General features: G+C 61.4%; 33 protein-coding genes and 2 tRNA genes. 3 read left to right on the top strand and 32 right to left on the bottom strand.

The window, feature by feature from the left end:
- Positions 1–13: 13 nt before the first annotated feature.
- From ACYVHK_RS20050 to ACYVHK_RS20030, 5 genes are all read right to left on the bottom strand, one after another.
- Complete coding sequence (locus ACYVHK_RS20050; protein WP_460535789.1) at positions 14–619, bottom strand: glutathione S-transferase N-terminal domain-containing protein; 606 nt, start codon at positions 617–619, stop codon at positions 14–16.
- Between the two features lie 158 nt (positions 620–777).
- Positions 778–1,593 carry a cytochrome c1 gene (locus tag ACYVHK_RS20045; protein ID WP_460535787.1) on the bottom strand — a complete coding sequence of 272 codons (816 nt, stop codon included), beginning with the start codon at positions 1,591–1,593 and terminating at the stop codon, positions 778–780.
- An 18-nt stretch (positions 1,594–1,611) separates the two neighbouring features.
- Positions 1,612–2,967: a cytochrome b gene (locus tag ACYVHK_RS20040; RefSeq protein WP_460535785.1), complete on the bottom strand. Its 1,356-nt coding sequence runs from the start codon at positions 2,965–2,967 to the stop codon at positions 1,612–1,614.
- Positions 2,968–2,982: 15 nt separating this feature from the next.
- Positions 2,983–3,570 carry a ubiquinol-cytochrome c reductase iron-sulfur subunit gene (petA, locus tag ACYVHK_RS20035; protein ID WP_460535783.1) on the bottom strand — a complete coding sequence of 196 codons (588 nt, stop codon included), beginning with the start codon at positions 3,568–3,570 and terminating at the stop codon, positions 2,983–2,985.
- Positions 3,571–3,736: 166 nt separating this feature from the next.
- Entirely contained in the window at positions 3,737–4,483 is a 747-nt protein-coding gene (locus ACYVHK_RS20030; protein ID WP_460535781.1) for a Nif3-like dinuclear metal center hexameric protein, read from the bottom strand.
- A 91-nt stretch (positions 4,484–4,574) separates the two neighbouring features.
- Here ACYVHK_RS20030 and ACYVHK_RS20025 point away from each other — a divergent pair, with 91 nt between their 5' ends.
- Positions 4,575–5,747, top strand: coding sequence for a Do family serine endopeptidase (locus ACYVHK_RS20025; RefSeq protein ID WP_460535779.1), 1,173 nt, complete (start codon positions 4,575–4,577; stop codon positions 5,745–5,747).
- A gap of 73 nt (positions 5,748–5,820) precedes the next feature.
- Here the strand turns inward: ACYVHK_RS20025 and tatC are convergent, their stop codons facing one another.
- The 25 genes from tatC to ACYVHK_RS19900 all read right to left on the bottom strand — a co-directional run bounded on the left by tatC (position 5,821) and on the right by ACYVHK_RS19900 (position 23,315).
- Positions 5,821–6,558 (bottom strand): twin-arginine translocase subunit TatC, encoded by a 738-nt coding sequence (gene tatC, locus ACYVHK_RS20020; RefSeq protein ID WP_460535777.1) that lies wholly within the window; start codon positions 6,556–6,558, stop codon positions 5,821–5,823.
- Between the two features lie 23 nt (positions 6,559–6,581).
- Positions 6,582–7,001, bottom strand: coding sequence for a Sec-independent protein translocase subunit TatA/TatB (tatB, locus tag ACYVHK_RS20015; RefSeq protein WP_460535775.1), 420 nt, complete (start codon positions 6,999–7,001; stop codon positions 6,582–6,584).
- Positions 7,002–7,004: 3 nt separating this feature from the next.
- The gene (tatA, locus tag ACYVHK_RS20010) at positions 7,005–7,223 is read right to left on the bottom strand and encodes a Sec-independent protein translocase subunit TatA (RefSeq protein ID WP_460535773.1); all 219 of its coding nucleotides are present in this window, start codon (positions 7,221–7,223) and stop codon (positions 7,005–7,007) included.
- Positions 7,224–7,321: 98 nt separating this feature from the next.
- Positions 7,322–7,681: a histidine triad nucleotide-binding protein gene (locus ACYVHK_RS20005; RefSeq protein WP_460535771.1), complete on the bottom strand. Its 360-nt coding sequence runs from the start codon at positions 7,679–7,681 to the stop codon at positions 7,322–7,324.
- A gap of 3 nt (positions 7,682–7,684) precedes the next feature.
- Positions 7,685–8,008, bottom strand: a complete 324-nt coding sequence (locus ACYVHK_RS20000) for a phosphoribosyl-ATP diphosphatase (RefSeq protein WP_460535769.1) — start codon at positions 8,006–8,008, stop codon at positions 7,685–7,687.
- A gap of 68 nt (positions 8,009–8,076) precedes the next feature.
- The gene (gene hisI / locus ACYVHK_RS19995; RefSeq protein ID WP_460535767.1) at positions 8,077–8,475 is read right to left on the bottom strand and encodes a phosphoribosyl-AMP cyclohydrolase; all 399 of its coding nucleotides are present in this window, start codon (positions 8,473–8,475) and stop codon (positions 8,077–8,079) included.
- Entirely contained in the window at positions 8,472–9,245 is a 774-nt protein-coding gene (gene hisF / locus ACYVHK_RS19990) for an imidazole glycerol phosphate synthase subunit HisF (RefSeq protein ID WP_460535764.1), read from the bottom strand. The genes hisI and hisF overlap by 4 nt, the downstream gene beginning before the upstream one ends.
- 37 nt (positions 9,246–9,282) lie before the next feature.
- Positions 9,283–9,789, bottom strand: coding sequence for a cupin domain-containing protein (locus tag ACYVHK_RS19985; RefSeq protein ID WP_460535761.1), 507 nt, complete (start codon positions 9,787–9,789; stop codon positions 9,283–9,285).
- Complete coding sequence (gene hisA / locus ACYVHK_RS19980; protein WP_460535759.1) at positions 9,782–10,519, bottom strand: 1-(5-phosphoribosyl)-5-[(5-phosphoribosylamino)methylideneamino] imidazole-4-carboxamide isomerase; 738 nt, start codon at positions 10,517–10,519, stop codon at positions 9,782–9,784. The genes ACYVHK_RS19985 and hisA overlap by 8 nt, the downstream gene beginning before the upstream one ends.
- Positions 10,520–10,541: 22 nt before the next feature.
- Positions 10,542–11,186 (bottom strand): imidazole glycerol phosphate synthase subunit HisH, encoded by a 645-nt coding sequence (gene hisH, locus ACYVHK_RS19975; RefSeq protein WP_460535757.1) that lies wholly within the window; start codon positions 11,184–11,186, stop codon positions 10,542–10,544.
- A gap of 27 nt (positions 11,187–11,213) precedes the next feature.
- Positions 11,214–11,807 (bottom strand): imidazoleglycerol-phosphate dehydratase, encoded by a 594-nt coding sequence (hisB, locus tag ACYVHK_RS19970; RefSeq protein ID WP_460535755.1) that lies wholly within the window; start codon positions 11,805–11,807, stop codon positions 11,214–11,216.
- Positions 11,808–11,816: 9 nt separating this feature from the next.
- Complete coding sequence (gene hisC / locus ACYVHK_RS19965) at positions 11,817–12,881, bottom strand: pyridoxal phosphate-dependent aminotransferase (RefSeq protein ID WP_460535753.1); 1,065 nt, start codon at positions 12,879–12,881, stop codon at positions 11,817–11,819.
- 1 nt (position 12,882) lies between these two features.
- On the bottom strand, positions 12,883–14,178 hold the full coding sequence (gene hisD / locus ACYVHK_RS19960; RefSeq protein WP_460535751.1) for a histidinol dehydrogenase: 1,296 nt from the start codon (positions 14,176–14,178) through the stop codon (positions 12,883–12,885).
- Positions 14,179–14,254: 76 nt separating this feature from the next.
- Complete coding sequence (gene hisG / locus ACYVHK_RS19955; protein ID WP_460535749.1) at positions 14,255–14,902, bottom strand: ATP phosphoribosyltransferase; 648 nt, start codon at positions 14,900–14,902, stop codon at positions 14,255–14,257.
- 166 nt (positions 14,903–15,068) lie between these two features.
- Positions 15,069–15,554 carry a nuclear transport factor 2 family protein gene (locus tag ACYVHK_RS19950; RefSeq protein ID WP_460535747.1) on the bottom strand — a complete coding sequence of 162 codons (486 nt, stop codon included), beginning with the start codon at positions 15,552–15,554 and terminating at the stop codon, positions 15,069–15,071.
- Positions 15,555–15,690: 136 nt separating this feature from the next.
- Positions 15,691–16,944, bottom strand: coding sequence for a UDP-N-acetylglucosamine 1-carboxyvinyltransferase (gene murA, locus ACYVHK_RS19945; RefSeq protein WP_460535745.1), 1,254 nt, complete (start codon positions 16,942–16,944; stop codon positions 15,691–15,693).
- Between the two features lie 184 nt (positions 16,945–17,128).
- Entirely contained in the window at positions 17,129–17,368 is a 240-nt protein-coding gene (locus tag ACYVHK_RS19940) for a BolA family protein (RefSeq protein ID WP_460535743.1), read from the bottom strand.
- Between the two features lie 44 nt (positions 17,369–17,412).
- Positions 17,413–18,168 (bottom strand): ABC-2 transporter permease, encoded by a 756-nt coding sequence (locus ACYVHK_RS19935; RefSeq protein ID WP_460535741.1) that lies wholly within the window; start codon positions 18,166–18,168, stop codon positions 17,413–17,415.
- Between the two features lie 53 nt (positions 18,169–18,221).
- Positions 18,222–19,130 carry an ABC transporter ATP-binding protein gene (locus ACYVHK_RS19930; RefSeq protein WP_460535739.1) on the bottom strand — a complete coding sequence of 303 codons (909 nt, stop codon included), beginning with the start codon at positions 19,128–19,130 and terminating at the stop codon, positions 18,222–18,224.
- A 245-nt stretch (positions 19,131–19,375) separates the two neighbouring features.
- Positions 19,376–20,266, bottom strand: a complete 891-nt coding sequence (locus ACYVHK_RS19925; protein ID WP_460535737.1) for an MlaA family lipoprotein — start codon at positions 20,264–20,266, stop codon at positions 19,376–19,378.
- Positions 20,267–20,313: 47 nt separating this feature from the next.
- Positions 20,314–20,589, bottom strand: a complete 276-nt coding sequence (locus ACYVHK_RS19920; RefSeq protein WP_460535735.1) for an STAS domain-containing protein — start codon at positions 20,587–20,589, stop codon at positions 20,314–20,316.
- A 2-nt stretch (positions 20,590–20,591) separates the two neighbouring features.
- Positions 20,592–21,203 carry an MlaC/ttg2D family ABC transporter substrate-binding protein gene (locus ACYVHK_RS19915; RefSeq protein WP_460535733.1) on the bottom strand — a complete coding sequence of 204 codons (612 nt, stop codon included), beginning with the start codon at positions 21,201–21,203 and terminating at the stop codon, positions 20,592–20,594.
- A gap of 12 nt (positions 21,204–21,215) precedes the next feature.
- The gene (gene mlaD / locus ACYVHK_RS19910) at positions 21,216–21,698 is read right to left on the bottom strand and encodes an outer membrane lipid asymmetry maintenance protein MlaD (RefSeq protein WP_460535730.1); all 483 of its coding nucleotides are present in this window, start codon (positions 21,696–21,698) and stop codon (positions 21,216–21,218) included.
- The gene (gene mlaE / locus ACYVHK_RS19905) at positions 21,698–22,468 is read right to left on the bottom strand and encodes a lipid asymmetry maintenance ABC transporter permease subunit MlaE (RefSeq protein ID WP_460535728.1); all 771 of its coding nucleotides are present in this window, start codon (positions 22,466–22,468) and stop codon (positions 21,698–21,700) included. Before mlaE ends, mlaD begins: the two co-directional genes overlap by 1 nt.
- A gap of 16 nt (positions 22,469–22,484) precedes the next feature.
- Positions 22,485–23,315, bottom strand: coding sequence for an ABC transporter ATP-binding protein (locus ACYVHK_RS19900; RefSeq protein ID WP_460535726.1), 831 nt, complete (start codon positions 23,313–23,315; stop codon positions 22,485–22,487).
- A 498-nt stretch (positions 23,316–23,813) separates the two neighbouring features.
- Between ACYVHK_RS19900 and ACYVHK_RS19895 the strand changes: the two genes are divergently transcribed.
- Together ACYVHK_RS19895 and ACYVHK_RS19890 are read left to right on the top strand one after the other, a co-directional pair.
- A tRNA-Phe gene (locus tag ACYVHK_RS19895) sits at positions 23,814–23,889 on the top strand.
- A gap of 89 nt (positions 23,890–23,978) precedes the next feature.
- A tRNA-Thr gene (locus ACYVHK_RS19890) sits at positions 23,979–24,053 on the top strand.
- Positions 24,054–24,146: 93 nt separating this feature from the next.
- On the opposite strand, the gene ACYVHK_RS19885 is transcribed toward ACYVHK_RS19890, so the two are convergent.
- The gene (locus ACYVHK_RS19885; protein WP_460535724.1) at positions 24,147–24,473 is read right to left on the bottom strand and encodes a putative quinol monooxygenase; all 327 of its coding nucleotides are present in this window, start codon (positions 24,471–24,473) and stop codon (positions 24,147–24,149) included.
- A gap of 209 nt (positions 24,474–24,682) precedes the next feature.
- Positions 24,683–25,039, bottom strand: a complete 357-nt coding sequence (locus ACYVHK_RS19880) for a winged helix-turn-helix transcriptional regulator (protein WP_460535722.1) — start codon at positions 25,037–25,039, stop codon at positions 24,683–24,685.
- Positions 25,040–25,466 lie beyond the last annotated feature (427 nt).

Below are 25,466 nucleotides of genomic sequence, written 5' to 3'. Positions count from 1 at the left end.
CACCAGACCATGCTTACTTGCGCATGGCCTTTTCGTTCGGCGTCATCGAATCGATGAAAGCCTGGCGGCCGAACAGACGCTCGGCATACTTCAGGATCGGTGCCATCGGCTTGGAGACTTCCACGCCATAGTGCTCCAGACGCCACAGCAGCGGGGCAATGGCCACGTCCAGCATCGAGAACTCCTCACCCAGCATGTACTTCTGCTTGGCGAACAGCGGGGCGATCTGACCCAGGTTGTCACGAATGGTGGTACGTGCCTTTTCCAGGTCCTTCTTGCTGGAGGCACTGCTCTCCAGGGTACGGACATGCACGAACAACTCGCGCTCGAAGTTGAACAGCATCAGACGGGCACGACCACGCATGATGGGATCAGCCGGCATCAGCTGCGGGTGCGGGAAGCGCTCATCGATGTACTCGTTGATGATGTTCGACTCGTACAGGCACAGGTCACGCTCGACCAGTACCGGTACTTCGTTGTACGGATTCATCACCGCCAGGTCTTCCGGCTTGTTATGAATGTCCACGTCGACGATCTGGAAATCCATGCCCTTCTCGAACAGAACAATGCGGCAGCGATGGCTAAAAGGGCAGGATGTGCCGGAGTACAGGGTCATCATAAAAGGGGGATCTCCATCAACAGCGATTATCAAAACGCTCGATTTTAGCATTTTGCCTAGGGCAAAAGCCAGAAAAGCATCATAAGTACATGATTATGAAAAGAAAAACGGAAGGCAGAGCCTTCCGTTTCCTCTTCAAAACGATGCGAAATACCTGATCAATGAACGTCTTTCCAGTATTCCTTCTTCAGGAAATAGGTCATTGGCACCAGCAGGAACAACAGGAACAAGAGCACGCCGTAACCCACGCGCTCACGGGTCACCTGGGCCGGTTCGCCCATCCACACCAGATAGTTGGTCAGGTCGGCAACCTTGTTGTCGTAGTCGAAGGTATTGGCCTTGCCATCCGTCAGACGGGTCAGTTGGCCCGCCTTGGTCAGCACCAACTGATGGGTCTCGATCTTGGTCTTGCCGTCGACATGCTCCTCGGTCTCCCAGGAACGGGTCACGGCACCCTTCGCCTCGGCCTTGCCTTCCACCACGCGCAGCTCCTGGTCACCTTGCAGCTGCCAGAACACATGCGGCATGCCGACCTTGTCGAACACGGCATTGTTCCAGCCGGTCGGGCGGCTAGGATCGCGGTAGAAGCTGCGTAGATAGGTGTAGAGCCAATCGGCGCCGCGCGAGCGGGCAACCAGCGTCAGGTCCGGCGGCGTAGCGCCGAACCAGAGCTTGCCGTCCTTGGCCTGCATGGCCACGCGCATCGGCTCACCGACCTTTTCGGTGGCGAACATCAGGTTATCGCGGATCTGCTGCTCGGTCAGGCCGAGATCCTGCAGGCGGTTGTAGCGCAGCGAGCTAGCACCATGGCAGGAAAGGCAGTAGTTCACGAACAGCTTGGCGCCACGCTGCACCGATTCGGCATTGCGGACATCCAGCGGCGCCTTGTCCAGCGCAACTTCGGTATTGGCCTGTGCAGCCAGCGGCAGCAGCATGGCACAGGCGGTGAGAATCTGAGCGATCTTGTTTTTCATCTTGTCCGTCTCCCTTGATCAGATCAGCTTGCCGAACACGAACGAACCCACGATGGCGATGCCGGCATAGGCCAGGAAAGCCAGTTGACGCTGGGTGTTGGTGTCGGTGGTACGCGACGGAACCGGTACGCTGCCTACATCGTTCTTGGTGTAGAACGGCATCAGCAGGAAGAAGCCGAAGTAGATGAAGCTGAATACCTGTGCGAACAAGGTCCGGGTATTGGTCGAGGGCTTGGCACCCAGGATACCCAGGCCGATGAAGGCGATCAGGAACAGCACCAGGGCGATCTTGAAGTTGCGGCCACGGTAACGAATGGACTTGATCGGGCTACGATCCAGCCACGGCAGGAAGGCAATGATCACCACGGCGGCGCCCATGCCGATCACACCCCATACCTGGGTACCCAGGAAGGACGGGATCGCACGCAAGATGGCGTAGAACGGGGTGAAGTACCAGACCGGCGCGATGTGCGGCGGGGTCTTGAGCGGATCAGCCGGATCGAAGTTCGGGTGCTCCAGGAAGAAGCCGCCCATTTCCGGGGCAAAGAACAGCACATAGCTGAACACGGCCAGGAACACCGCCACGCCAAAGATATCCTTGATCGTGTAGTACGGGTGCATGGCGATGCCATCCAGCGGGATACCGGTCTTCGGGTCCTTGTTCTTCTTGATCTCGACGCCATCGGGGTTGTTGGAGCCGACTTCATGCAGGGCCACCAGGTGGGCCACCACGAGGCCCAGTAGCACCAGCGGCACGGCAATCACGTGCAGCGCAAAGAAGCGGTTCAGGGTGGCATCGGACACCACGAAGTCACCACGGATCCAGACCGACAGGTCAGGGCCGATAACCGGGATGGATGCGAACAGGTTCACGATCACCTGCGCACCCCAGAACGACATCTGGCCCCATGGCAGCAGATAGCCCAGGAAGGCTTCGGCCATCAGGCACAGGAAGATCAGCATGCCGAAGATCCAGATCAGTTCGCGTGGCTGCTTATAGGAGCCGTAGACCAGGCCGCGGAACATATGCAGGTAGACCACCACGAAGAACATGGAGGCGCCAGTGGAGTGCATGTAGCGGATGATCCAGCCGCCCGCCACGTCACGCATGATGTACTCGACCGAATTGAAGGCGACCGAGACATTGGTACCGGGGATCAACGAGCCATCCGGCTTGTAGTTCATCGTCAGGAAGATACCGGTGACGATCTGGATGACCAGCACCAGGAGGGCCAGCGAACCGAAGTAGTACCAGAAGTTGAAATTCTTGGGCGCATAGTACTCGGACATATGCGCCTTCCAGGAGGCCGTCACCGGGAAGCGGTCATCAACCCAACCCACTACGGACTTCGTCAGGGCTTGCAGCTTGCTCATGTCTGTCTTTCCCTCTTATTTGTCTTCGCCAATCAGCACCGACGTGGCGCTGAGGTACTTGTAGGGCGGGATGACGAGGTTCTTCGGGGCCGGCACGCCGGAATACACCCGACCGGCCAGGTCGAACTTGGAACCGTGGCATGGGCAGTAGAAACCACCCACCCATTCCGAACCGAGGTCGGCCGGAGCCAGGTCGGGACGGTAGGTCGGCGAGCACCCGAGGTGAGTACAGACGCCCAGGGCGATCCACAGGCTGGCGTGATCGGCCCGCGAACGCAGCTTGTTGTGCGCGTATTCGGGCTGCTCGCTGGCGTCCGAGGCCGGATCGACGAGCTTGGACTCGATCTTGGCCATGTTGTCGATCATCTCTTTGGTGCGGTTGACCAGCCATACCGGCTTGCCACGCCATTCGACATCGATTTTCTGACCGGGCTCGAGCTTGCTGATATCCACTTCCACCGGTGCGCCTGCTGCCTTGGCGCGCTCGGAGGGGAAGAAGCTGGCGATTAGGGGGGTGGCGACCCCGACCACGGCCACGCCACCCACAGCGCCAGTCGCGAGCGTCAGGAAGCGCCGCTTGCTGTTGTCCACTTGATTCGTCATACCCAGTCCCTGACTTTCTGACTTTTTAAGAATGTGGTGATAACCATCGGTTGCGGCCGGCAGCGCCTCAATTCGGTGCCGACAGAACCTAAACTAGACGATTTTAACCGATTCCCCCAGCTTGGATAAGCCTTTGCCGGAAAGGGGTTATTCGGCGGGGCTGCAATCAGATCGGATTACCCAGTTCCTGATAGCGATATTCGAGTGCAAAGCGCTCGGCAAGATGGGCCGCAAGCGCCTGTACGCCATAGCGTTCCGAGGCATGATGGCCTACCGCCATGAAGCCGACGTCGTACTCCAGCGCTGCATGATAGTTGGGTTCGGACGCTTCGCCGGTGAGATATAAGTCACAACCGGCATCGATCGCCGCCTGGAAATACCCCTGCGCGCCACCACTGCACCAGCCTATCCGCTGCAAGGAGCGGGCCGGGTTGCCGATCACCACCGGCCTGCGGCCCAGTGCCGCCTCGGCCGCTTCGGCAAATGCAGCCACGGTCTGCGCCTTGACCGGTCGCCCCAGCCAGACCATGTCCTGCTCGCCGGTCCGTCCCTCGGCCTGCAGGCCCAGCCGCAGCCCCAGCTGTGCGTTGTTGCCCAGCTCAGGATGGGCATCGAGCGGCAGGTGGTAGGCCAGCAGGCTGATATCGTGCCCCAGCAGCTTGGCCAGCCGCCGCTTCTTGCTGCCGATGACCCGAGCATCCTCGTTGCGCCAGAAATAGCCGTGATGGACCAGGATCGCATCGGCCTGCCAGGCGATGGCAGCATCGATCAGCGCCTCGCTCGCGGTCACGCCGCACAGCAGGCGCCGCACCTCGGCGCGCCCCTCAACCTGCACGCCATTGGGGGCGTAGTCCTTGTAGCGGTCTACCAGCAACAGTTGTCCGGTATAATTTTCTAATTCGCGCAATAACATAGCAGCGGCCCCGATTCGTTCGTCATACTCGATCCTGCCACTCATCCATTCCCGCGCGACAACACGACGACGAGCATTTCCCAGCAGAAACATGAAAAAACTTTGGCTGATTTTCGCACAAACCACCACGGCAGGCCTGGCGCTCTGGTTCCTGCTGACGCTGCTCAAGCCGGCCTGGTTGCCCAAGCAGGTAGCCGAAGTCGTGACGCTGACCCAGGCGGTGCCGACGGTGCCGGTCGGCGCAGGTGGTAGCACCAGCTATCGGGATGCGGTACGCCATGCCATGCCCAGCGTGGTCAACATCTACACCAGCAAACAGATCAAGAAGAAGTCCCACCCGCTGCTGAACGATCCGCTGTTCCGCCGTTTCTTCGGCGACCGTATCGACAATGGCGAAGGCCAGCGCACCGCCAGCCTGGGCTCGGGCGTCATCGTCTCGGCGCAGGGCTATATCGTCACCAACAACCATGTGGTCGCCTCGGCCGACGAGATCCAGGTCGCCCTGTCCGACGGCCGCAGCGCCGAAGCCACCGTGGTCGGCACCGATCCGGAAACCGACCTCGCCGTGATCAAGATCGAGCTCGACAAGCTGCCGGCCACCACCTTCGGCCAGGTCGAGAAGCTCAATGTCGGCGACGTGGTCCTCGCCATCGGCAACCCCTTCGGCGTGGGCCAGACCGTCACCATGGGCATCGTCTCCGCCCTGGGACGCAGCAACCTCGGCATCAACAACCCGGCCTTCGAGAACTTCATCCAGACCGACGCCGCGATCAACCCCGGCAACTCCGGCGGCGCCCTGGTCGATACCGCTGGCAACCTGGTCGGCATCAATAGCGCCATCTATTCGCAAACCAGCGGCAGCGTCGGCATCGGCTTCGCCATTCCCGCCAGCATGGTCAAGAACGTGATGGAGCAGATTATCAAGGACGGCGCGGTTACCCGCGGCTGGATCGGAGTCGACACCCAGGATCTGACGCCGGAACTGGCCGCCAGCTTCAATCTCAAGAGTGCTGATGGCGTGCTGATCAATGGCGTGGTGCGCGGCGGGCCGGCCGAGCGCGGTGGGGTGAAACCCGGGGATGTGTTGGTGGGGGTCAATGGGCAGCCGGTGGTGGACTTCACGGCCATGTTGAACCTGATTGCGGCTCAGCCGCCGGGGCAGGAGGCCAGCATCAAGGTGTTGCGTAATGGCAAGCCGACCGAGTTCAAGGTCAAGATAGGCAAGCGGCCCCGGTTTGAGATTCCGCAGCAGGAAGAAGAATAAATGCCGTTTGCATAGCAACAAGGCCACCTTAGGTGGCCTTGTTTTTTGGGCGGCGATCCAGTGCCGGGGATGCTTATTCTGGGGTAGCTTGCGGTCGCGGGGTGATCAGCCAGGCCGACAGCAGGACGCCCAGCTCGTAGAGCAGCCACAGCGGTACGGCCAGCATGACCTGCGACAGGACGTCCGGTGGCGTGACGATGGCGGCGATCACGAAGGCGCCGACGATCACATAGGGCCGCGCCTCGCGCAGCTTGGCTACGCTGACGATGCCCATGCGCACCAGCACGATCACCACGACCGGGGTCTCGAAGGTCACGCCGAAGGCCAGGAACATGCCGAGCACGAAGCTCAGGTATTTCTCGATATCGGTCATCATCGCCACGCCCTCTGGGGTGGCGGCATTCATGAAGCCGAATACCACCGGGAACACCAGGAAGTAGGCGAAGGCCATGCCGATGGCGAACAGCAGGAAGCTGGACGCGATCAGCGGCACGACCAGTTTCTTCTCGTGCTGGTACAGCCCTGGCGCGACAAAGGCCCAGGCCTGGTACAGCGTATGCGGCAAGGTGATCAGGAAGGCGGTCATGGCCGTGACCTTGAGCGGTACGAAGAAGCTCGAGGTCACGTCGGTCGCGATCATCTGGCTGCCGGCCTTCATGGTATTGAGCATGGGCAGCGCCAGGAAATGGTACAGATCGCCTGACCAGTGAAACAGGATCAGGAACACCACCAGCATGACGGCACAGGCTTTCACCAGGCGGGCACGCAATTCGATCAGGTGTTCGATCAGGGGTTGCAGGTCTTCTTGCATGGGGGCCTGTCAAATACGGCGCGTCAGCGCCGGTCTCGCTCTGGACGGGCCGTCTCGGACACCGCCGCCGGCGACGCGAACAGATCGAACTGCTTGTCGTCGACCGCCGGCGTGGCGACCGAGCCGGAATGGGTGGCCGGTTCACTCAAGGCGTCGTGCGTAGCCGTCGCGGTGTCCTGCAGACCTTCCTTGAGCGGCGTCAGACCATCGCTCAGATCCTGCCTCAGGTTGCGGCCCGCCTCGTTCATCTCGGCCTCGATCTGCCGCAGGTTATCGAGTTCCACCTCGCGCTGGATATCAGCCTTCACGCCGGCCACATAGCGCTTCATGCGCGCGACCATGGCGCCGGCCGTCCTGGCCACCTTGGGCAGCCGTTCGGGACCGATCACCACCAGTGCGACGGCACCGATGACCGCCAGCTCACCAAAACTGAAATCAAACACGGCTTAGCGCTTGTCCTTGGTCGTGTCGTTGTCGAACACGCGGCTGCCCTCGACCTGCTTCTCGGCGATCTTGGCCTGGTCTTCCTCGCCCTTCATGCCGTCCTTGAAGCCCTTCACGGCCGAACCGAGGTCCTTGCCCACGTTACCCAGCTTCTTGGTACCGAATACCAGCACCACGATCACCAACACAATCAGCCAATGCCAAATGCTGAACGAACCCATGGAATTACCCTCTCAAATCTGAAGAAAACCTGCTGCCTTGCGGCAAGAACGGGGGCGACGGTACCACCAACCCATGGCGGCCGCATCCCTCCATCCGGTTATTGAATAAGCTGCGCCATCATGCTCTCGGCCTTGCCGCCACCGCCGAACACGTGCAGGTGCAGATGGAATACCGACTGGCCACCCTTGGCGCCGGTATTGATCATGGTCCGGAAACCTTCGTCCAGGCCCTGTTCGCGCGCAAGCTGCGGCGCCAGCGCCAGCAGCTTGCCCAGGATGGGCTGGTGCACGGGTTCCACGCTCAGCAAGGATTCCACATGCAGCTTGGGCACGATCAGGAAGTGAACGTTCGCGATCGGATGGATATCGTGAAAAGCGATGACGTCATCGTCCTCGTAGACCTTCTTCGAGGGGATGTGTCCCGCTGCGATCTTGCAGAACAGGCAGTTGTCGCTCATGTCTTACTCTCCACGTGCCTTTTTTTCGTCTATGCCTGAGATCCCTTCGCGCCTGGCCAGTTCCGCCAGCACATCGTCGGGGCCCAGGCCCTGTTGCGATAACAGCACCAGGGTGTGAAACCACAAGTCAGCCACTTCGTAGACCAGGTGGCGCTGGTCCCCGTCCTTGGCCGCCATCACCGTCTCGACCGCTTCCTCGCCTACCTTTTTCAGGATGGCATCGAGGCCTTTGTGCATCAGCTTGGCCGTGTACGAACTCTCGGGGTCGGCCCCCTTGCGGTCTTCAAGCGTCTGCGCGATGCGATAGAGGATGTCGGGATTAACCATGACGGGTCTCGGAAGGACGGGCGATTATAGGCGTGGAAAAAGACAGTTGGGTGACAAGTCTGACGAGACTAGTGCCCATGCCCGTGGGTATAGATCTGGTTCGGGTCCTTCAGCACCGGGTCGGTCGTGACCCAGCGGCCCCCTTCCAGCCTGCGGTACAGGCAGCTCTCGCGGCCGGTATGGCAGGCGATGCCGCCCGCCTGCTCGATCTGCATGACGATCACGTCGCCATCGCAATCGAGGCGGAGCTCGCTGACCGTCTGCAGATGACCGGACTCCTCGCCCTTTTTCCACAATTTCTGGCGCGAGCGCGACCAGTAGTGGGCAATGCCGGTCTGTGCCGTCAGCATCAGTGATTCGCGGTTCATGTACGCCACCATCAGGATACGCTGGCTGCGACCATCCTGGGCAATGGCGGTGACCAGGCCCTTATCGTCCCAGCGGACCTCGTCCAGCCAGTTGCTCATAGCCGTACCTCGATGCCCTGCGCCTGCATCAGCTGCTTTGCCTCGCCGACCGTATGGTCGCCAAAGTGGAAAATGCTGGCGGCCAGCACGGCGTCAGCATGCCCCTGGGTGATACCGTCCACCAGATCCTGCAGCTTGCCCACCCCTCCGGAGGCGATGACCGGAATATCCACCGCATCGCTGACCGCACGGGTCAGCGCCAGATCGAAACCGGAACGGGTGCCATCGCGATCCATGCTGGTCAGCAATATCTCGCCCGCACCACGGCGCTGCATCTCCAGCGCCCATTGCACGGCGTCAAGGCCGGTCGCATTGCGGCCGCCGTGGGTGTAGACCTCCCAGCGCGGCGTGGCGCCCGGTTCGCTGACGCGCTTGGCGTCGATCGCCACGACAATCGCCTGCGAGCCAAAATAGCCTGCGGCATCCTCCACCACGGCCGGATTGGTCACCGCCGTGGTATTGATACCCACCTTGTCCGCGCCGGCATTGAGCAGCCGACGCACATCCTCGACCTTGCGCACCCCACCACCCACCGTCAACGGGATAAAGACCTGCTCGGCCACCGCCTCGATGATGTGCAGGATCAGGTCGCGATTGTCCGAACTGGCCGTGATATCCAGGAAGGTCAGTTCGTCGGCCCCCTGCTGGTCGTAGCGCCGGGCAATCTCGACCGGATCACCCGCGTCACGCAGGCCGACGAAATTGACGCCCTTGACCACGCGGCCATCGGTGACGTCGAGACAGGGGATGATGCGTTTGGCGAGCGGCATGGCGGCAATCAGGAAAAAGAAACAGAAGGGTGACGGATCAATCTTCGCCGTCCCAGTAGTCGACGGCGCCATCCTTGTCGAGGGCACGGAAACGGAAGCGGTGGGTGCCGCTGCCGTCGGCCGCGGCCATGCTGGAACGGACGCCGACCTTGCCTGAGTCCGGGTATTCGACGATCTCGGTCGGCGACCGCGTGCTGATCGAGAGGTAGACCAGGTCGGCCGCACTGTCGTTGATCAGGTGATGGGCCGTTTCGCGGCCACCGGTCGGCGCCGCGATGATGTCGCCAGCGCGCACCGGAAACTGATCCTCGCCCAGCCGGTAGGTGCCGGTACCGGACAGGACGATGAACAGCTCCTCTTCCTCCCAGTGGTTGTGGAAAGGACAGGAGCGCTTGCCCGGCGGTACCACGGTATGCGCGTAACCCAGCTTGCGTGCGCCGATCAGCTCGCTGATCCCCACATCAAACGACTCATAGCGGCTACCGTGCACATTGTGCTCAGGGGCCGGCAAGGCATCGAGATTGATGATGGGTGGCTTAGCCATTGAGTTCATCCGCCAGTTGCTGGGCCGCGGCGAAGTCCAGCGTCCCTTCGTAGATGGAGCGGCCGGCGATCACGCCGGCGACGCCCTCGCCTTCCACCGCACAGAGACGCTGCACGTCATCGAGATTGGTCAGCCCCCCGGAGGCGATGACCGGCACCGTCAGGTGCTGGGCCAGCTTGACCGTGGCGTCGATGTTCACGCCGCTGAGCATGCCGTCGCGACCGATATCGGTGTAGATGATCGACTCGACGCCATAATCCTCGAAGCGCTTGGCGAGATCGATCACGTCGTGGCCAGTGATCTTGCTCCAGCCATCGATCGCCACCTTGCCGTCCTTGGCATCGAGGCCGACGATGACCGAGCCTGGAAAGGCGTCGCACGCCTCATGCAGGAAGCCCGGCGTCTTGACCGCGGCGGTGCCGATGATGACGTAGCGCAGACCGGCTTCGAGGTATTTCTCGATGGTCTCCAGATCGCGGATACCACCGCCAAGCTGGACCGGAATATCGCTGCCGACTACCTCGAGGATGGCCTTGACCGCCTCCAGGTTCTTGGGCTTGCCGGCAAAGGCGCCATTCAGGTCAACCAGATGCAGGCGGCGGGCGCCAGCATCCAGCCAGCGCCGGGCCATCTCGGCGGGATCGCCGAAGACGTCGGCGGAATCCATTTCTCCCTGACGGAGACGTACACACTGACCATCCTTCAGGTCGATGGCGGGAATAATGAGCATGGTTTTTATCTAGCTGAACAGGTTAGGCCGTGCCATCCCAGGCAACGAAGTTCTTGAGCAACTGCAGGCCGGCAGCATGGCTTTTCTCGGGATGAAACTGGGTGGCAAAGATATTAGCGCGGGCCACTGCCACGGTGAAGGGGAAGGGGTAGCGGCTGGTTCCGACCGGCAGGGCGGCATCTGGCGTCTGCATGTAGTAGCTGTGGACAAAGTAGAAGCGCGCACCGTCGGGTATGTCGGCCCACAAGGGATGAGACCGGCTTTGCCAGACCTCGTTCCAGCCCATGTGGGGCACCTTGAGCTTGTTACCGGCCTCATCGTGCATGCGTGCTGCCGGAAAGCGCACCACCTCGCCCTCGAAGACACCGATGGCCGGGGTGTTGCCACCCTCCTCGCTCATTTGGAACAATAGCTGGGCGCCCACACAAATGCCGAGGAAAGGCTTGCTGGCTGCCGCCTGCTTGACCACCCCGCGCAGGCCGCGCTCGTCCACCTCGCGCATGCAGTCCCGCATGGCGCCCTGGCCGGGGAAGACCACCTTGTCGGCGCCGGCGATCACGTCAGGATCGCTGGTCAGGATGATCTGGTGCTCAGGGGCAACATGCTCCAGCGCGTGCGTGACCGAACGCAGATTGCCCATGCCGTAGTCGATGACGGCGATTTTCATAGCGTGTTCCCGGATGACATGGTCGGATCAGGCAGTCAGCGTGCCCTTGGTGGACGGCATGGCACCCGCCGCGCGCTCGTCCACCTCGATGGCCATGCGCAGGGCACGACCGAAGGCCTTGAAGATGGTCTCAGCCTGGTGGTGGGCGTTCGCCCCCTTGAGGTTGTCGATATGCAAGGTGACCATGCCGTGGTTGACGAAGCCGTGGAAGAACTCGCTGAACAGGTCGACATCGAACTGGCCGATGCTGGCGCGGGTGTATTCCACACCGTAGCTCAGGCCAGGCCGACCCGACAGGTCGATCACCACGCGGCTCAACGCCTCGTCCAACGGCACATAGGCGTGGCCGTAGCGGCGGATGCCCTTCTTGTCGCCGATCGCCTTGGCCAGGGCCTGCCCCAGGGTAATGCCGATATCCTCCACCGTGTGGTGGGCGTCGATATGCAGGTCCCCCTTGGCGACGATGTCCAGGTCAATCAAGCCGTGGCGCGCGACCTGGTCCAGCATGTGCTCCAGAAAGGGCACGCCGGTATCAAAACGGCTCTGGCCGCTGCCATCGAGATTGAGGCTGACGGTGATCTGGGTTTCCAGCGTGTTACGGGTGACAGTGACTTGGCGCATGGCAATGACTCAGAGACAGTTGGGAAGCGCAGCCAGCACGCGGTCGTTTTCGGCCGGTGTGCCTACGGTGAAGCGTAAACAATGATTGAGCAGCGGGTGACCGCCGTGCAAGTTCTTGATCAGGATGCCCGCCGCTTTGAGCGCAGCGAAGGTGCGTGGGGCATCCGCCACGCGGGCCAGCACGAAGTTGGCTTCCGACGGAAACACCATGACGCCCGGCAGCGCCGCCAGTGCAGCAGCCAAGCGGGCACGCTCCTGCCTGAGGATGGCGGCCTGGGTGTCGAACACCGCCAGGTGATCGAGCGCGAAATGGCTTGCGGCCTGGGTCAGGACATTGATGTTGTAGGGCGGCCGCACCTTGTCGAGTTCGTTGACCCAGTCGGCGTGACCGGCGGCATAGCCCAGCCGTATGCCGGCCAGGCCAAGCTTGGACAGGGTACGCATGACCAGCAACTTGGGATGGCTGCCGGCGAGGCCCATGAAGCTATCGTCGGCAAAGGCGGTGTAGGCCTCGTCGACCACCACCAGCCCGGGTGCCCGCTCGAGGATGACCTCGATATCGGCCCGCGCAAAACGGGGGCCGGTCGGGTTGTTCGGGTAGGCCAGGAACACCACGGCCGGCGCATGCGCCTCGATCGCCACCAGCATGGCCGGCAGATCCAGCGAGAAGTCCGGCTTGAGCGAAACACCGACATAGCGCAACTGGCTGAATACTGCGTTCATGCGGTACATCACAAAGGACGGCTCCGCGGCCAGCAAGGTGGCGCCGGGCTTTGCCAGCGCCTGGCAGACCAGGGTGATCAGCTCGTCCGAGCCATTGCCCAGGATCACGCTCGCCTCCGCCGGGATCTGAAAGGCCGTCTTCAGCTTGTCCTTCAAGCCGCCACCGTGCGGGTCCGGGTAGCGGTTCAGCGCCGCCGCCGCCAGTCGCCCGGCCAGTTGCTGCTGCAACTCGGGCGGTAGCGGGTATGGGTTCTCCATTGCGTCGAGCTTGATCAGACCGCTCGCATCGGCCACATGGTAGGCCGCCAGTTGCAGGATCTCAGGACGTACGAACTGTTGGGCGAGGCTCATCTCAACGCTCCCGCAGCCGGTATTCGGCCGAGCGGGCGTGGGCAGGCAGGCCTTCGCCCTCCGCCAGTTCACTGGCGATGCGACCCAGCGCCTGGGCGCCCACCTCCGACACATAGATCAGGCTCGAACGCTTCTGGAAGTCGTACACCCCCAGCGGACTGGCGAAGCGAGCGGTACGGGAGGTCGGTAGCACATGGTTGGGCCCGGCACAGTAGTCACCCAGCGATTCGGAAGCAAAGCGGCCGAGGAAGATGGCACCGGCGTGACGGATCAACGCCTGCAGCGCCCAGGGATCGGCCACCGACAACTCCAGGTGCTCCGGCGCGATCTGGTTGGCAATGGTGGCGGCCTCCTCCAGGTCACGCACCTGGATCAGCGCACCACGGTTGGCCAGGCTGGCGGCGATGATGTCGCGGCGCGGCATCTCCGGCAGCAGGCGTTCGATGCTGGCAGCGACCCGCTCGATATAGGCCGCATCCGGGCACAGTAGGATGGACTGGGCAATCTCATCGTGTTCGGCTTGGCTGAACAGGTCCATGGCGATCCAGTCTGGATCGGTGCCGCCGTCGGCGATCACCAGTATCTCGGACGGGCCGGCCACCATGTCGATACCGACGAGGCCAAATACGGCGCGCTTGGCGGCCGCTACGTACTGATTGCCCGGTCCAGTGACCTTGTCGACCTGCGGAATGGTGGCGGTACCGTAGGCCAGCGCGCCCACGGCCTGCGCGCCGCCGATGGTGAAGGCCCGGTCCACACCGGCGATATGGGCGGCGGCCAGCACCATGTCGTTGCGCTCGCCACGCGGCGTCGGTACGACCATGATGATCTCGCCCACACCGGCCACCTTGGCGGGAATCGCGTTCATCAGCACCGAACTCGGATAGCTGGCCTTGCCGCCCGGCACGTACAGGCCGACCCGGTCCAGCGGCGTGACGGCCTGGCCCAGTACCGTGCCGTCGTCCTCGGTGTACTGCCAGCTCACCTGCTGCTGCTTCTCATGGTAACGGCGGACCCGGGCGGCAGCGGCTTCCAGCGCCTCGCGCCGGGCCGCCGGCAGGCGGTGGTAGGCGGCAGCCAGCTCATCCTGGCTCAGTTCCAACTCGGCCATGCTCCGGGCCGCGACGCCATCGAAGCGGGCGGTGTATTCCAGCACTGCCGCATCACCGCGGACCTTGATATCGGCCAGGATGCGCGCGACGGCGGCATCGACCTCCGGGTTCTGGGCAGACTCGAAGGCCAGCAGCGCATCGAGTTGCGGCTGGAAGTCGGCTTCTTGGGTACTGAGACGTTTCATGGACTGGGCTCACTGTTCGTCGGGGCTGTCCCGACGTGTCATGTAACACGGACGGGTCGGCGAAAAGCGGACCCGTTCAGGCGTGGTGGTGGGCGCTCGCCGAGGCGAACGCATCGATGATCGGTTGCACGCGACTGCGCTTGAGCTTCAGTGCCGCCTGGTTCACCACAAGGCGCGAGCTGACCTCCTGCACATGCTCGACGGCTTCGAGGTTGTTGGCACGCAGCGTACCGCCGGTACTGACCAGGTCGACGATGGCGTCGGCCAGCCCGACCAGCGGCGCCAGCTCCATGGAACCGTACAGCTTGATCAGGTCCACGTGTACGCCCTTCTTGGCAAAGTGCTCGCGTGCCGATTCCACATACTTGGTGGCGACGCGTAGCCGGGCGCCCTGCTTCACGGCGGTGAAATAATCGAAGCCCTCGCGTACCGCGACCATGAGCTTGCAGGCAGCGATGCCCAGATCCAGCGGCTGGTAGAGACCGGCGCCGCCGTGTTCCAGCAATACATCGTAGCCGGCGATGCCGAGGTCAGCCGCGCCGTATTGCACATAGGTGGGTACATCGGTCGCGCGGACAATGACCAGCCGGACATCGTCACGGTTGGTGGACAGGATCAGCTTGCGGGAGGATTCCGGGTCTTCGAGCGGCACGATGCCCGCGGCGGCGAGCAGCGGGACGGTTTCTTCGAAGATGCGTCCTTTGGACAGGGCGATGGTGATCATGGTGAGGCGACAAACGGCAGAAGGACGATTATGCCGAGCGGCGGCCCGGCTGGCGAGCACTAGTTGTCTATCGAATAAATAGCCAATTGTTATTTACCCATCAGTTGCTTAGACAACATGGATGGCAACTTGTCTAGTCTAGCTACCCACCCAGGCCCGAACCGGCTCAGGCACGGCGATATTCCGGGTGCTTTTCGACAAAGCGCTGCAAACGCTGCCCCGCCGTCTTGCGCACCTTGTTCAGCAGCAACGGCGTCCAGCCCAGCAGCAGGCCGGACGTTCCCAGTGCCATGCGGCTCCAGGCCCAGAAGTCGAAGACATCGCGGTGGCGATAGATCAGTCCGTCCTTGAATTCGAAGCTGGCGCTGATGCGGTTATGCACATTGCGGCCGGTTTGCGAGAAGGGATAGACCGCCTCCCAGCGCGCTGAGCCCTGGCCCGCGTCGCCACTTACCTCGCTGAAACTGACCTGCAGGGAGGTCGCGCTTTCCAGCAGCATGCGCCACATGGCGCCGGGTTCCGGCCCGCGCAGGTCGGGAAAAACCGGGTCGCCGAACTGCACTTCCGGGTGGTAGCAGGCGGCCATGGTCGCCCAGTCCTTCTGCTGGAAGGCGGTGTAGAAGCGTTCGATCAGTTGGGTTTCGGCGGACATGGCGTTCTTTTATCGGGGCGGAAAACCTGCTTAAACCATAGACCACACCCACCACGCAAAGAAAACAGGCCGGGTTCAGCTTACTGACCCGGCCTGTATCGATTACGCACCAGTTGTTGCACTGGCGAGTCGGTGTTTACTGCACGCGCTCGATATGGGCGCCCACGCCGCCGAGCTTGGCTTCGATGTGTTCGTAGCCACGGTCAAGATGATAGATGCGGTCGACGATGGTCTCGCCTTCGGCCGCAAGGCCGGCAATGACCAGCGAGGCCGAAGCCCGCAGGTCGGTCGCCATCACGGTCGCGCCGGAGAGCTTTTCCACACCACGGACGACGGCGGTATGACCGTCAACGTGGATGTCGGCGCCCATGCGGGCCAGCTCGGAGACGTGCATGAAGCGGTTCTCGAAAATGGTCTCGGTAATCACGCCCGTGCCCTGAGCCAGCGTATTGACGGCCATGAACTGCGCCTGCATGTCGGTCGGGAAAGCCGGGTAGGGCAGCGTACGCAGGTCTACCGCCTTGGGACGCTCACGCATTTCAATGGCAATCCAGCCGTCACCGGCCTCGATATAGGCACCGGCTTCGCGCAGCTTGTCCAGCACGCTTTCCAGGATGCCGGCGCGGGTGTTGCGCAGCACTACCTTGCCACGAGCCAGCATGACCGCGCACAGGAAGGTACCGGTCTCGATCCGGTCCGGCATGACCGCATGGTCGGCACCATGCAGGCTGCTCACGCCTTCGACGGTAATGGTATCGGTACCGTGCCCACTGATCCTGGCCCCCATCTTGATCAGGCACTCGGCCAGATCGACGACTTCGGGCTCACGGGCGGCGTTCTCCAGCACGGTGACGCCATCCGCCAGCGTGGCGGCCATCAGCAGGTTCTCGGTACCCGTCACGGTCACCATGTCGGAACCGAAGCGGGCACCCTTCAGGCGCTTGGCGCGGGCATGGATGTAGCCGTGCTCGATATTGATCTCGGCGCCCATGGCCTGCAGGCCCTTGATGTGCTGGTCCACCGGCCGGCTGCCAATGGCGCAACCGCCGGGCAGCGAGACACGGGCTTCGCCGAAGCGGGCCAGCATGGGGCCGAGCACCAGGATGGACGCGCGCATGGTCTTGACCAGCTCGTAGGGCGCTTCGAGCTTGTCGATGCTGGCACCGGTGAGTTCGAACTCATGGACGTTGTCGGTCATCACCCGCATACCCATGCCCTGCAGCAGCTTCTGGGTGGTCAGCACGTCACGCAGTTGCGGAACGTTGGTCAGGCGCAGCGTGTCCGGCGTCAGCAGCGAGGCGCACAGGATGGGCAGCGCCGCATTCTTGGCGCCGGAGATGACGATCTCGCCGCTGAGCGGGCCGTTACCGGTGATCTTGAGTTTATCCATGTCGTTTCAATCTTTTAGGTCGGATCAGGTCCGGCGATATAAGGGCGGGCAAGGTGCAGGGATGGTTGCGTTCAGGACGCCGACCACCAAAGCCACCACACCAGCAGCAGAAGCAGCCAGGGCAGGTTGATCAGCAGGACACCCAGCCGATCGACACGCTTGGGCCGCACCGGCGCGGCAGGCTTCAGGCCCGGTTTTTCCATTCGTGCGGGCTGTAGGTTTTCATCGACAGCGCATGGATTTCCTCGCGCATGCGCTCACCCAGCGCCTGATAGACCAGCTGATGCTGGCGTACCCGCGGCAGGCCGTCGAACGCACGGGCAACGATCACCGCTTCGAAATGGTGACCATCGCCACTGACTTCCAGCACCTCGCAGGCGAGGCCGGTGGCAATGTACTGTTTGACTTGTTCAGGAGTAACCATGACGTTTCTTATCAATATGCCAGGCGGGGGCTACCCACCCGGGTTCAGTGTTTGAGCTTGTAGCCGGTCCGTAGCAGGTGCAGCGTAAAGCTGGCCAGCAGGATAAAGGTACCGCCCACCACGGTCAGGCTCAGCCAGGGCGAAACATCGCTGGCGCCAAAGAAACCGTAGCGGAAACCGTCGATCGCATAGAAGACCGGGTTCAGATGCGATACGCCCAACCAGAATGATGGCAGGGAATGGATCGAGTAGAACACCCCACTCAGGAAGGTGAGCGGGACGATGATGAAATTCTGGAAGGCCGCGAGCTGGTCGAACTTCTCCGCCCAGATACCCGCGATCAGGCCCAGTACCGCCATCAGGCCGGAGCCCAACACGGCAAACATCAATATCCAAAGCGGGTATTTGAAATCCGGCAGCGCGAACAGCAGGGTGATCAGCAGCACGCCACAGCCTACCACCACGCCACGCACCACAGCCGCCAGCACATAGGCCGAGAAGAATTCCAGGTGCGACAGGGGCGGCAGCAGGATATAAATGATATTGCCGGTGATCTTGGACTGGATCAGGCTGCTGGAACTGTTGGCAAAGGCATTCTGAAGCATCGACATCATGGCGAGGCCCGGGATCAGGAAGGCCGTGTAGGGCACGCCCGGATAGGCCTCGACATGCGAATCGAGCACATGCGAGAAGATCATCAGGTAGAGCACGGCGGTCAGGACCGGTGCCGCCACGGTCTGGAAGCTGACCTTCCAGAAGCGCAGGATCTCTTTGTAGAAAAGGGTGCTAAAGCCTTGCATTGTTGTCTGGCGTCGCCATTGCCGCTGCGGTTTGCTTACCGCGGCGTCGGCATTCAGGCGCCACGCTTCCTTCCCATCACGTCGAGGAATACCGATTCAAGATCGGGTTTGAGGATTTCAATATCGCGTACGCTGATGCCAGCCTCACGCAGGCTGGCCAGTATCGCTTCCAGCGTCGAGGTGTCGTCCAGCTTAAGGTGGTAGTTGCCGTCACGCTCGGCGACCAGCATCGGTTGCAGCGCGGCCGGCAAAACATCCGGGAACAGCTTCAGCGACAGGGTACGGGCCAAATGCGAGGCCATCAAGGCCGCCTTGTCGTCCAGCGCAACCAGTTCACCGTGCTTGAGCATGGCGATGCGATTGCACAGTGTCTCGGCTTCTTCGAGGTAATGCGTGGTCAGCACGATGGTGTGACCGTCGCGATTGAGGCGCTGGATGAATTCCCACAGCGTCTGCCGCAATTCCACGTCCACCCCGGCCGTCGGTTCGTCGAGCACGATGACCGGCGGCTTGTGCACCAGCGCCTGCGCCACCATGACGCGGCGTTTCATGCCACCCGACAAGGACCGCATATTGGCGTTGGCCTTGTTGCTCAGGCCCAGGTGCTCCAGCAGCTCGTCGATCCAGGCGTCGTTCTTGCGCAGGCCAAAGTAGCCAGACTGGAACTGCAAGGTCTCGCGCACGGTAAAGAACGGATCGAAGGTCAGCTCCTGCGGCACGATGCCGACCTTGCGGCGGGCTGCGCGATAGTCGCGATGCACATCGCTGCCCAGCACCTCGGCGCTGCCGCTGTCCGGGCGTGTCAAACCGCCCAGCACCGAAATCAGCGTGGTCTTGCCGGCCCCGTTGGGTCCCAGCAGCGCGAAAAACTCGCCTTCGCGCACTTCGAGATCAACACCCTTGAGGGCTTCGAGCTCGCCGAAACGCTTCTTGACGGCAGAAAAACGGATGGCAACAGACATGATGGCGGGCGGTGGAAAACGCTGATTCTACCCGACTTGCACCTTGCTAAGGTGCTGGCCGGAAATGGAAAAGCGGCCCAAGGGCACTGCCAGCAACCCCACTTTCGTCGCGATGCGGCGTTGCTCATGAAAAATTTCTACTCACATATCAGACCTATGCTGCGTAGAAATTTTTCACTCGCGCCTTGCCTCGCTTAGAAACTGATGCTGCTGGAAGCGCCCTCACGAGCCGCTTCGGGATTTGCTCAACTGCTGGCTTGCTGCTGCGGATCGGCCTCAGCCTTGGGTTCCAGCGGTTTTTCCGCAGCGGGCGCCGCCGCGGTATCGCTGGGTGCCGCCGTGACATCGGCAGGTGCGACCGAACTGGTGGCAGCGGGTACGGCCGGTGTAGTAGCCGGTGGCGTGGCTGCATCCGGCGCGGCCGGATCAAAGTCGTCGTCATCACCCAGTGGCAAGGGCTTGGGCGGCGCACCGTCCCAGACCAGGTTGTAGCGGCGCTGCAGATAGCTGTCACGCACAAAGCTGTACTCGTCGCCCACATTGGCCGACTCGATCAGCGATTCGGCCGCGAACAGCTTGGTACGGGTATCTACCAGGCGCAACACCGTCAGCGCGTTCTTTGCGCCCTGGTCCTGAATCGCCTTGAGCGGATCCAGGTAGTAGCTGCCGACCACATCGCTGGTATCACGCAGCGTCTTCGGCCCCATCAAGGGCAGTACCAGGTAGGCCCCCGAGGGCACGCCCCAGGCACCCAGCACCTGGCCGAAGTCCTCGTCATGCTTGGTCAAGCCCATTGGGGTTGCCACGTCGATCAGGCCCAGGATACCGAAGGTGGTGTTGAACACGACCCGGCCGGTATCGCTGGCGGCATCCTTGACCTTGCCTTGCAGCAGGTTGGAGACGCCGACATAGACATCGCCCAGGTTGCTGAAGAAGTTGGACACACCGGTACGCACCGGTTGCGGCGTCACTGCTTCGTAACCCTTGGCGACCGGCTTCAGTACCGCCTTGTCGATCGCGCTGTTGAAGGCGTAGACCTTGCGGTTGACCGGCTCGATCGGATCATAGTGATTGGCCGGCGTGGCACAGGCTGCCAGCAATAGCGGGCTGAACAGCAAGGGAAGCGAATAACGCATACAGGGGCTCCGGAGCAGGCATGCCTGCAGCTTGGACGACGGTGAACTCAGGCTTGCGCCTTGGGCAGAAAATCCTCGACCCCATACAGGGCCGCCAGGCTGGTCAGGTTGTCCGGCGCACGGGCGAGGCTGAGGCTACGACCCGCCGCCGCCGCATCCCGCTGCCAGTGCAGCAACATGCTGATCGCGGTGGAATCGATCTCGGTCACCTCGGCCAGGTCCAGCACCAGCTCCGGCAGCGCCAGGCGGTCGGACAACTCGCCGTGCACCCGGCAAATCGAATCCAGCGTCAGCGCGCCGCTGAGTTTGACGACTTCAGCCATGATTACTTGCCAGCCGCCTTGGAAGGCTGGGTGGCATTGCGATCCGCCAGCGCCTTGATCAGGCCGTCGATCCCATCCTTCTGGATGGTCTGGTTGAAGTTGGTACGGTAGTTGGTCACCAGGCTTACCCCTTCGACTGCCACATCGTAGACCTTCCAGTCGCTACCGGTCTTGGCCAGACGGTAGTCGATCGGGAAAGGCTGGCCGGTGGTGGCCGACACTTCGGTACGGACCACGACATCGGTATCGGCATCGGCCATCTTGACCGGCTTCACTTCGATACCTTGCAGCTTGTTGGCGCCCACGGCGTTGGAATAGGTACGGATCAGCAGGGTCTTGAACTCGCGAATCAGTGCGGTCTGCTGTTCAGGCGTAGCCTGGCGCCAAGACTTGCCGACGGCGGAGGCCGTCAGGCGGTTGAAATCGAAGCTCGGCAGCACCTTCGATTCCACGAGGTCGCGGAAACGCTTGTCGTTTGGCTGCAGGTTGTCTTTCTTGATGACGTCCAGCACTTCCTTGCTGGTGTTGCGCACCAGTTGCTCCGGCGCAGGTACATCGGCCGCGGCGACGGCCAGACCGGCTGCCAGCATGATGAGTGCAAAAATTTTACGCATGATGTTTTCCTGTTATGGGGCAGGTTTTGCCTGAGCGGGATTCTCCGCTGCCTTACTGAACATGAACTGACTGATCAACTTTTCCAGCACGATGGCCGACGAAGTCAGGTTGATTCGATCGCCGTTCTTGAGCATGGTTTCATCAGCGCCTGGATCGATCCCCACGTACTGGTCGCCCAGCACGCCGGAGGTCAGGATCTCGGCCGAGGAATCACGGCTGAACTTGTAGTCCTGCTCGATATCGAGCGTCACCAGGGCGCGGTAGGTTTGCGGGTCCAGATGGATACCGGCCACGCGGCCAACCAGCACGCCAGCGCTCTTGATCGGCGCACGGGCCTTCAGGCCACCGATATTGTCGAAGGCCGCCGTCACGCGATAGGTCGGCTTGGCGCCGCCGCTCGACACATTGCTGACACGCAAAGCAAGAAACACCAGGGCCGCCAGGCCCAGCACCACGAATACCCCGACCCAGAAGTCGTAAATGCGCCGATTCATCAAATACCCCTAAACATGAATGCAGTCAGGACCACGTCCAGACCCAGAATAACCAACGAGGACGTCACCACCGTACGGGTCGTCGCCCCTGACACACCTTCTGCCGTGGCGGGGGCATCGAAGCCCTCGAACACCGCAATAATCGATACCGCAATCCCGAACACCACGCTCTTGACGATGCCATTGCCGACGTCGTTGTACAGATCAACCTGGGATTGCATCTGCGCCCAGAAAGAGCCGGAATCCACCCCGATCAGCACGACGCCGACCAGATAACCGCCGATGATGCCCATGGCCGAGAACAGCGTTGCCAACAGCGGCATGGACAGCACACCTGCCCAGAAGCGCGGGGCGATGACCCGGGCTACCGGATTGACCGCCATCACTTCCATGGCTGCCAGCTGCTCGGTTGCCTTCATCAGGCCGATCTCGGCGGTGATGGCCGAACCGGCACGACTGGCAAACAGCAGACCGGCCACGACCGGGCCCAGTTCACGCAACAGGCTCAGCGACACCAACACGCCCAGCGCCTCAGAAGCGCCAAAACGCTGCAACGTGTCGTAACCCTGCAGGCCCAGCACCATGCCAACGAACAGGCCAGACACCAGGATGATCACCAGCGACAGCACGCCAGTGAAGTACACCTCGCGGATGACCAGACTGAAGCGCCGGAACACGCCCATCGAATGCCACAGCACCGCCATGAAGAAGCGAAAGCCGAAGCCCAGCTTCTCCAACGCGTCGACGACCGGGGCGCCGAGTGCACGCACTCGCCTATCCATCCATTCAAGCACTGCGCACTCCCATCAAATCTTCGGCATACGGTTTGGCCGGGTATTGGAACGGCACCGGACCATCGGGCAAGCCGCCAACGAACTGGTGCACGAAAGGCTCGTCCGAGGCGCGGATCTCATCCGGCGTTCCCTCGGCGACGACTTTGCCTTCCGACACGAAATAGACGTAATCCACGATGGCCAGCGACTCCGGCACCGAATGCGTCACCATGATGGTGGTCGCACCCAGCGCGTCGTTCAGTTCGCGGATCAGCTTGCCGATCACGCCCAGCGAGATCGGATCGAGCCCGGCGAAGGGCTCGTCGTACATGATCAGCATGGGATCAAGCGCAATGGCACGGGCCAGCGCCACCCGGCGGGCCATACCACCCGATAGCTCGGACGGCATCAGCTTGGCAGCACCGCGCAGCCCCACGGCGTTGAGCTTCATCAGCACCAGATCGCGGATCATCGACTCCGGGAGCTCGGTATGCTCGCGCATCTGGAACGCCACATTGTCGAACACCGACATGTCAGTAAACAGCGCGCCAAACTGAAATAGCATGCCCATCTTGCGACGCAGGTGGTACAGGCCTTCGGAATCGAGCTCATGTACGACCTTGCCCGCCACCTTGACCTCACCCTTGCCAGGCTTGATCTGGCCGCCGATCAGTCGCAGCAGGGTGGTCTTGCCACAGCCGGAGCCGCCCATGATGGCCACGACCTTGCCCTTGGGGATGGACAGACTGATCCCCTTGAGGATGGGACGACGATCATAGGAAAAGGAGACGTTGTCGATGGTGACAAGCGGTTCGGCAGACACTGGCGCGGCACTCGGGTGCATGTGGGGTCGTAATTCTAATGTAAGCGGGGTCTGACAACAATTTTCATGCCAAGTTCTGGTTGCAGTGCAACAACGCGGGGAGCCCCGATAAACCTGGCGCGGCGCGACGGAATATGGCGACGTCATGACCGGAAAGCAACTACAACTGGCGCCCAACCAGCCGCCGTCACCCTCCTATATAGGGGCCATGCCGGGATAGTTAAAGTGATGGCTTGCAGAAAGCCGACAAATTCCCGCAGTGCAGCAGATAACGCAACAACTGCCACCATCAGCGAATTCCACCGCGCTGGAACACGGTCAAGTCAGGTTTTGGCGAGCGGCACGATTGGGCAGCCGCGCGGCTTGATTCAAAATTGGCGCCGCACCCAAAAAAAATTTTGGGCCCTGATTCATTACCAAACAAATAGTTAGCTATCGCTCACGAAAAAACCTGCATTTCATGCCGCAGGCAAGCTTGACGCTCCGTCGGCTTTCCTGTTTAATGCGCCCTCCTCAAGGGGCCAGTTAGCTCAGTTGGTAGAGCAGCGGATTGAAAATCCGCGTGTCCGTGGTTCGATTCCGCGACTGGCCACCAAGTATTCCGGACGGCCTTCAGCAATGAAGGCCGTTTGTTCTCCCAGGCATGACTTTGCACCGTCCGGTGCAGATCACACCCAGATGGAAGCCCATGTAGCTCAGGGGTAGAGCACTCCCTTGGTAAGGGAGAGGTCGGCAGTTCGAATCTGCCCATGGGCACCAGGCCCATAAAGCCAAACACAAAGCCCGGTACGCAAGTATCGGGCTTTGTCGTATCTGTAAGTCACGCAAGCCCGCACCGCTGATTGGATATGCTCAGGCCATCAACGTACGGCCCTTGGACTCCGAGACATAGATCTCGCGGCTCAAAATACGTAACTTGAACGCCTGCTCTAGTGTCCTCTGAAAATCGGGGCTGGCAATATGCTCGTCCAGATCAGCCTGACTAGCCCAACCTTCCGACAGGTGAAAGACACCCGGCCGCGCTACATCTTGCGCCGCGAGAAAGTAAAGACAACCACGCTTGTTGACAGTCTGCGCAACAGATTCCGTCGCAATTTTGGCGAACGCCGAAACATCCTGAATATCTACCTGGTAAGTGCCGACGATGCTCACGAAGCTGGTAGTGATGGTAGTGCTCATGTGTATTCCCAAAGAGAGTGGCAAGTCCGCTGGCTACGTTTCTGCCCGCCATCAATGCGGCAGCGGGAACGATTGCGCGAAACCGTGACAAGGCCAGCGCGCCCAGCGTAGAGGCTGGCACCTTACCCTCTGGTTACGAAATGACCAATACGTACCTTTTTGTAAGTGCAATGCAATAACCCACACTTAGCACCGTGAGCAACTTACTGCTAAGCGTTGCGGATGGCGCGGGCGTTAGAGATCGCCTTGATTTCCTCCATATTCGAAACACCCCATTCACAGACAGGTCGAAAGGTCTCACCGAGGTCTTTGCCAAAGGCGGTCAGCGCATACTCGACATGAGGAGGTATGGTCCGGAAGTCGATACGTCGAACAAGTCCGTCGCTGGCCATCTCCTTGAGCTGCTGGCTCAGCATTTTCTCGCTCACATTGCCGACAAGCCGTCGCAATTCGCTGAAACGCATTTGATTGCCATGCATCAGGTGATAGAGGATCAAAAGCTTCCACTTGCCACCGATGAGATCGAGTGCCGCCTCCATCCCGCAACTGAACGGAAATTCACGCATCAGGCCACCTTCTTTAATACTTACAAGATAGCAAGTACTGTATCAAACATCATGACCAAGCCCTTATGGCAATTAAACTTGGCGTATTAAGCTTGATATGAATTAGTCGACTAAGACAGGCCCTATCGGTCCCGGGTAAACCATAGTGTCGATTGTCCCCAAGGCAGACTCAGCGCACTCCCTTGGTAAGGGAGTGCTCGGCAGTTCGAATCTGCCCATGGGCACCAGGCCCATAAAGCCAAACACAAAGCCCGGCATGCAAGTGCCGGGCTTTGTCGTTTCCTGCTTCCGTCCAATGACACGATATCGACACCCGCCCGGCCCCTTTGGCCGTGGCGACGCGGCTGATGCCATGGCCCCTTCGCGTTATCGATCTCCCCGTTCACCGACAGCGTCAGACTTGGCGCCTTGCCCATGCGCCTCTTGA

Source organism: Chitinimonas naiadis (assembly GCF_054780835.1).
Note: the sequence above shows the minus strand (reverse complement) of the source record. Positions and strands in the feature narration are given on the sequence as shown.

What these genes read in the sequence shown, in the direction of transcription:
- ACYVHK_RS20050 (WP_460535789.1), bottom strand. Translation starts at nt 619, where the DNA reads ATGATGACCCTGTACTCCGGCACATCCTGCCCTTTTAGCCATCGCTGC.
- ACYVHK_RS20045 (WP_460535787.1), bottom strand. Translation starts at nt 1,593, where the DNA reads ATGAAAAACAAGATCGCTCAGATTCTCACCGCCTGTGCCATGCTGCTG.
- ACYVHK_RS20040 (WP_460535785.1), bottom strand. Translation starts at nt 2,967, where the DNA reads ATGAGCAAGCTGCAAGCCCTGACGAAGTCCGTAGTGGGTTGGGTTGAT.
- petA (WP_460535783.1), bottom strand. Translation starts at nt 3,570, where the DNA reads ATGACGAATCAAGTGGACAACAGCAAGCGGCGCTTCCTGACGCTCGCG.
- ACYVHK_RS20030 (WP_460535781.1), bottom strand. Translation starts at nt 4,483, where the DNA reads ATGTTATTGCGCGAATTAGAAAATTATACCGGACAACTGTTGCTGGTA.
- ACYVHK_RS20025 (WP_460535779.1), top strand. Translation starts at nt 4,575, where the DNA reads ATGAAAAAACTTTGGCTGATTTTCGCACAAACCACCACGGCAGGCCTG.
- tatC (WP_460535777.1), bottom strand. Translation starts at nt 6,558, where the DNA reads ATGCAAGAAGACCTGCAACCCCTGATCGAACACCTGATCGAATTGCGT.
- tatA (WP_460535773.1), bottom strand. Translation starts at nt 7,223, where the DNA reads ATGGGTTCGTTCAGCATTTGGCATTGGCTGATTGTGTTGGTGATCGTG.
- ACYVHK_RS20005 (WP_460535771.1), bottom strand. Translation starts at nt 7,681, where the DNA reads ATGAGCGACAACTGCCTGTTCTGCAAGATCGCAGCGGGACACATCCCC.
- ACYVHK_RS20000 (WP_460535769.1), bottom strand. Translation starts at nt 8,008, where the DNA reads ATGGTTAATCCCGACATCCTCTATCGCATCGCGCAGACGCTTGAAGAC.
- hisI (WP_460535767.1), bottom strand. Translation starts at nt 8,475, where the DNA reads ATGAGCAACTGGCTGGACGAGGTCCGCTGGGACGATAAGGGCCTGGTC.
- hisF (WP_460535764.1), bottom strand. Translation starts at nt 9,245, where the DNA reads ATGCCGCTCGCCAAACGCATCATCCCCTGTCTCGACGTCACCGATGGC.
- ACYVHK_RS19985 (WP_460535761.1), bottom strand. Translation starts at nt 9,789, where the DNA reads ATGGCTAAGCCACCCATCATCAATCTCGATGCCTTGCCGGCCCCTGAG.
- hisA (WP_460535759.1), bottom strand. Translation starts at nt 10,519, where the DNA reads ATGCTCATTATTCCCGCCATCGACCTGAAGGATGGTCAGTGTGTACGT.
- hisH (WP_460535757.1), bottom strand. Translation starts at nt 11,186, where the DNA reads ATGAAAATCGCCGTCATCGACTACGGCATGGGCAATCTGCGTTCGGTC.
- hisB (WP_460535755.1), bottom strand. Translation starts at nt 11,807, where the DNA reads ATGCGCCAAGTCACTGTCACCCGTAACACGCTGGAAACCCAGATCACC.
- hisC (WP_460535753.1), bottom strand. Translation starts at nt 12,881, where the DNA reads ATGAGCCTCGCCCAACAGTTCGTACGTCCTGAGATCCTGCAACTGGCG.
- hisD (WP_460535751.1), bottom strand. Translation starts at nt 14,178, where the DNA reads ATGAAACGTCTCAGTACCCAAGAAGCCGACTTCCAGCCGCAACTCGAT.
- hisG (WP_460535749.1), bottom strand. Translation starts at nt 14,902, where the DNA reads ATGATCACCATCGCCCTGTCCAAAGGACGCATCTTCGAAGAAACCGTC.
- ACYVHK_RS19950 (WP_460535747.1), bottom strand. Translation starts at nt 15,554, where the DNA reads ATGTCCGCCGAAACCCAACTGATCGAACGCTTCTACACCGCCTTCCAG.
- murA (WP_460535745.1), bottom strand. Translation starts at nt 16,944, where the DNA reads ATGGATAAACTCAAGATCACCGGTAACGGCCCGCTCAGCGGCGAGATC.
- ACYVHK_RS19940 (WP_460535743.1), bottom strand. Translation starts at nt 17,368, where the DNA reads ATGGTTACTCCTGAACAAGTCAAACAGTACATTGCCACCGGCCTCGCC.
- ACYVHK_RS19935 (WP_460535741.1), bottom strand. Translation starts at nt 18,168, where the DNA reads ATGCAAGGCTTTAGCACCCTTTTCTACAAAGAGATCCTGCGCTTCTGG.
- ACYVHK_RS19930 (WP_460535739.1), bottom strand. Translation starts at nt 19,130, where the DNA reads ATGTCTGTTGCCATCCGTTTTTCTGCCGTCAAGAAGCGTTTCGGCGAG.
- ACYVHK_RS19925 (WP_460535737.1), bottom strand. Translation starts at nt 20,266, where the DNA reads ATGCGTTATTCGCTTCCCTTGCTGTTCAGCCCGCTATTGCTGGCAGCC.
- ACYVHK_RS19920 (WP_460535735.1), bottom strand. Translation starts at nt 20,589, where the DNA reads ATGGCTGAAGTCGTCAAACTCAGCGGCGCGCTGACGCTGGATTCGATT.
- ACYVHK_RS19915 (WP_460535733.1), bottom strand. Translation starts at nt 21,203, where the DNA reads ATGCGTAAAATTTTTGCACTCATCATGCTGGCAGCCGGTCTGGCCGTC.
- mlaD (WP_460535730.1), bottom strand. Translation starts at nt 21,698, where the DNA reads ATGAATCGGCGCATTTACGACTTCTGGGTCGGGGTATTCGTGGTGCTG.
- ACYVHK_RS19900 (WP_460535726.1), bottom strand. Translation starts at nt 23,315, where the DNA reads ATGCACCCGAGTGCCGCGCCAGTGTCTGCCGAACCGCTTGTCACCATC.
- ACYVHK_RS19885 (WP_460535724.1), bottom strand. Translation starts at nt 24,473, where the DNA reads ATGAGCACTACCATCACTACCAGCTTCGTGAGCATCGTCGGCACTTAC.
- ACYVHK_RS19880 (WP_460535722.1), bottom strand. Translation starts at nt 25,039, where the DNA reads ATGCGTGAATTTCCGTTCAGTTGCGGGATGGAGGCGGCACTCGATCTC.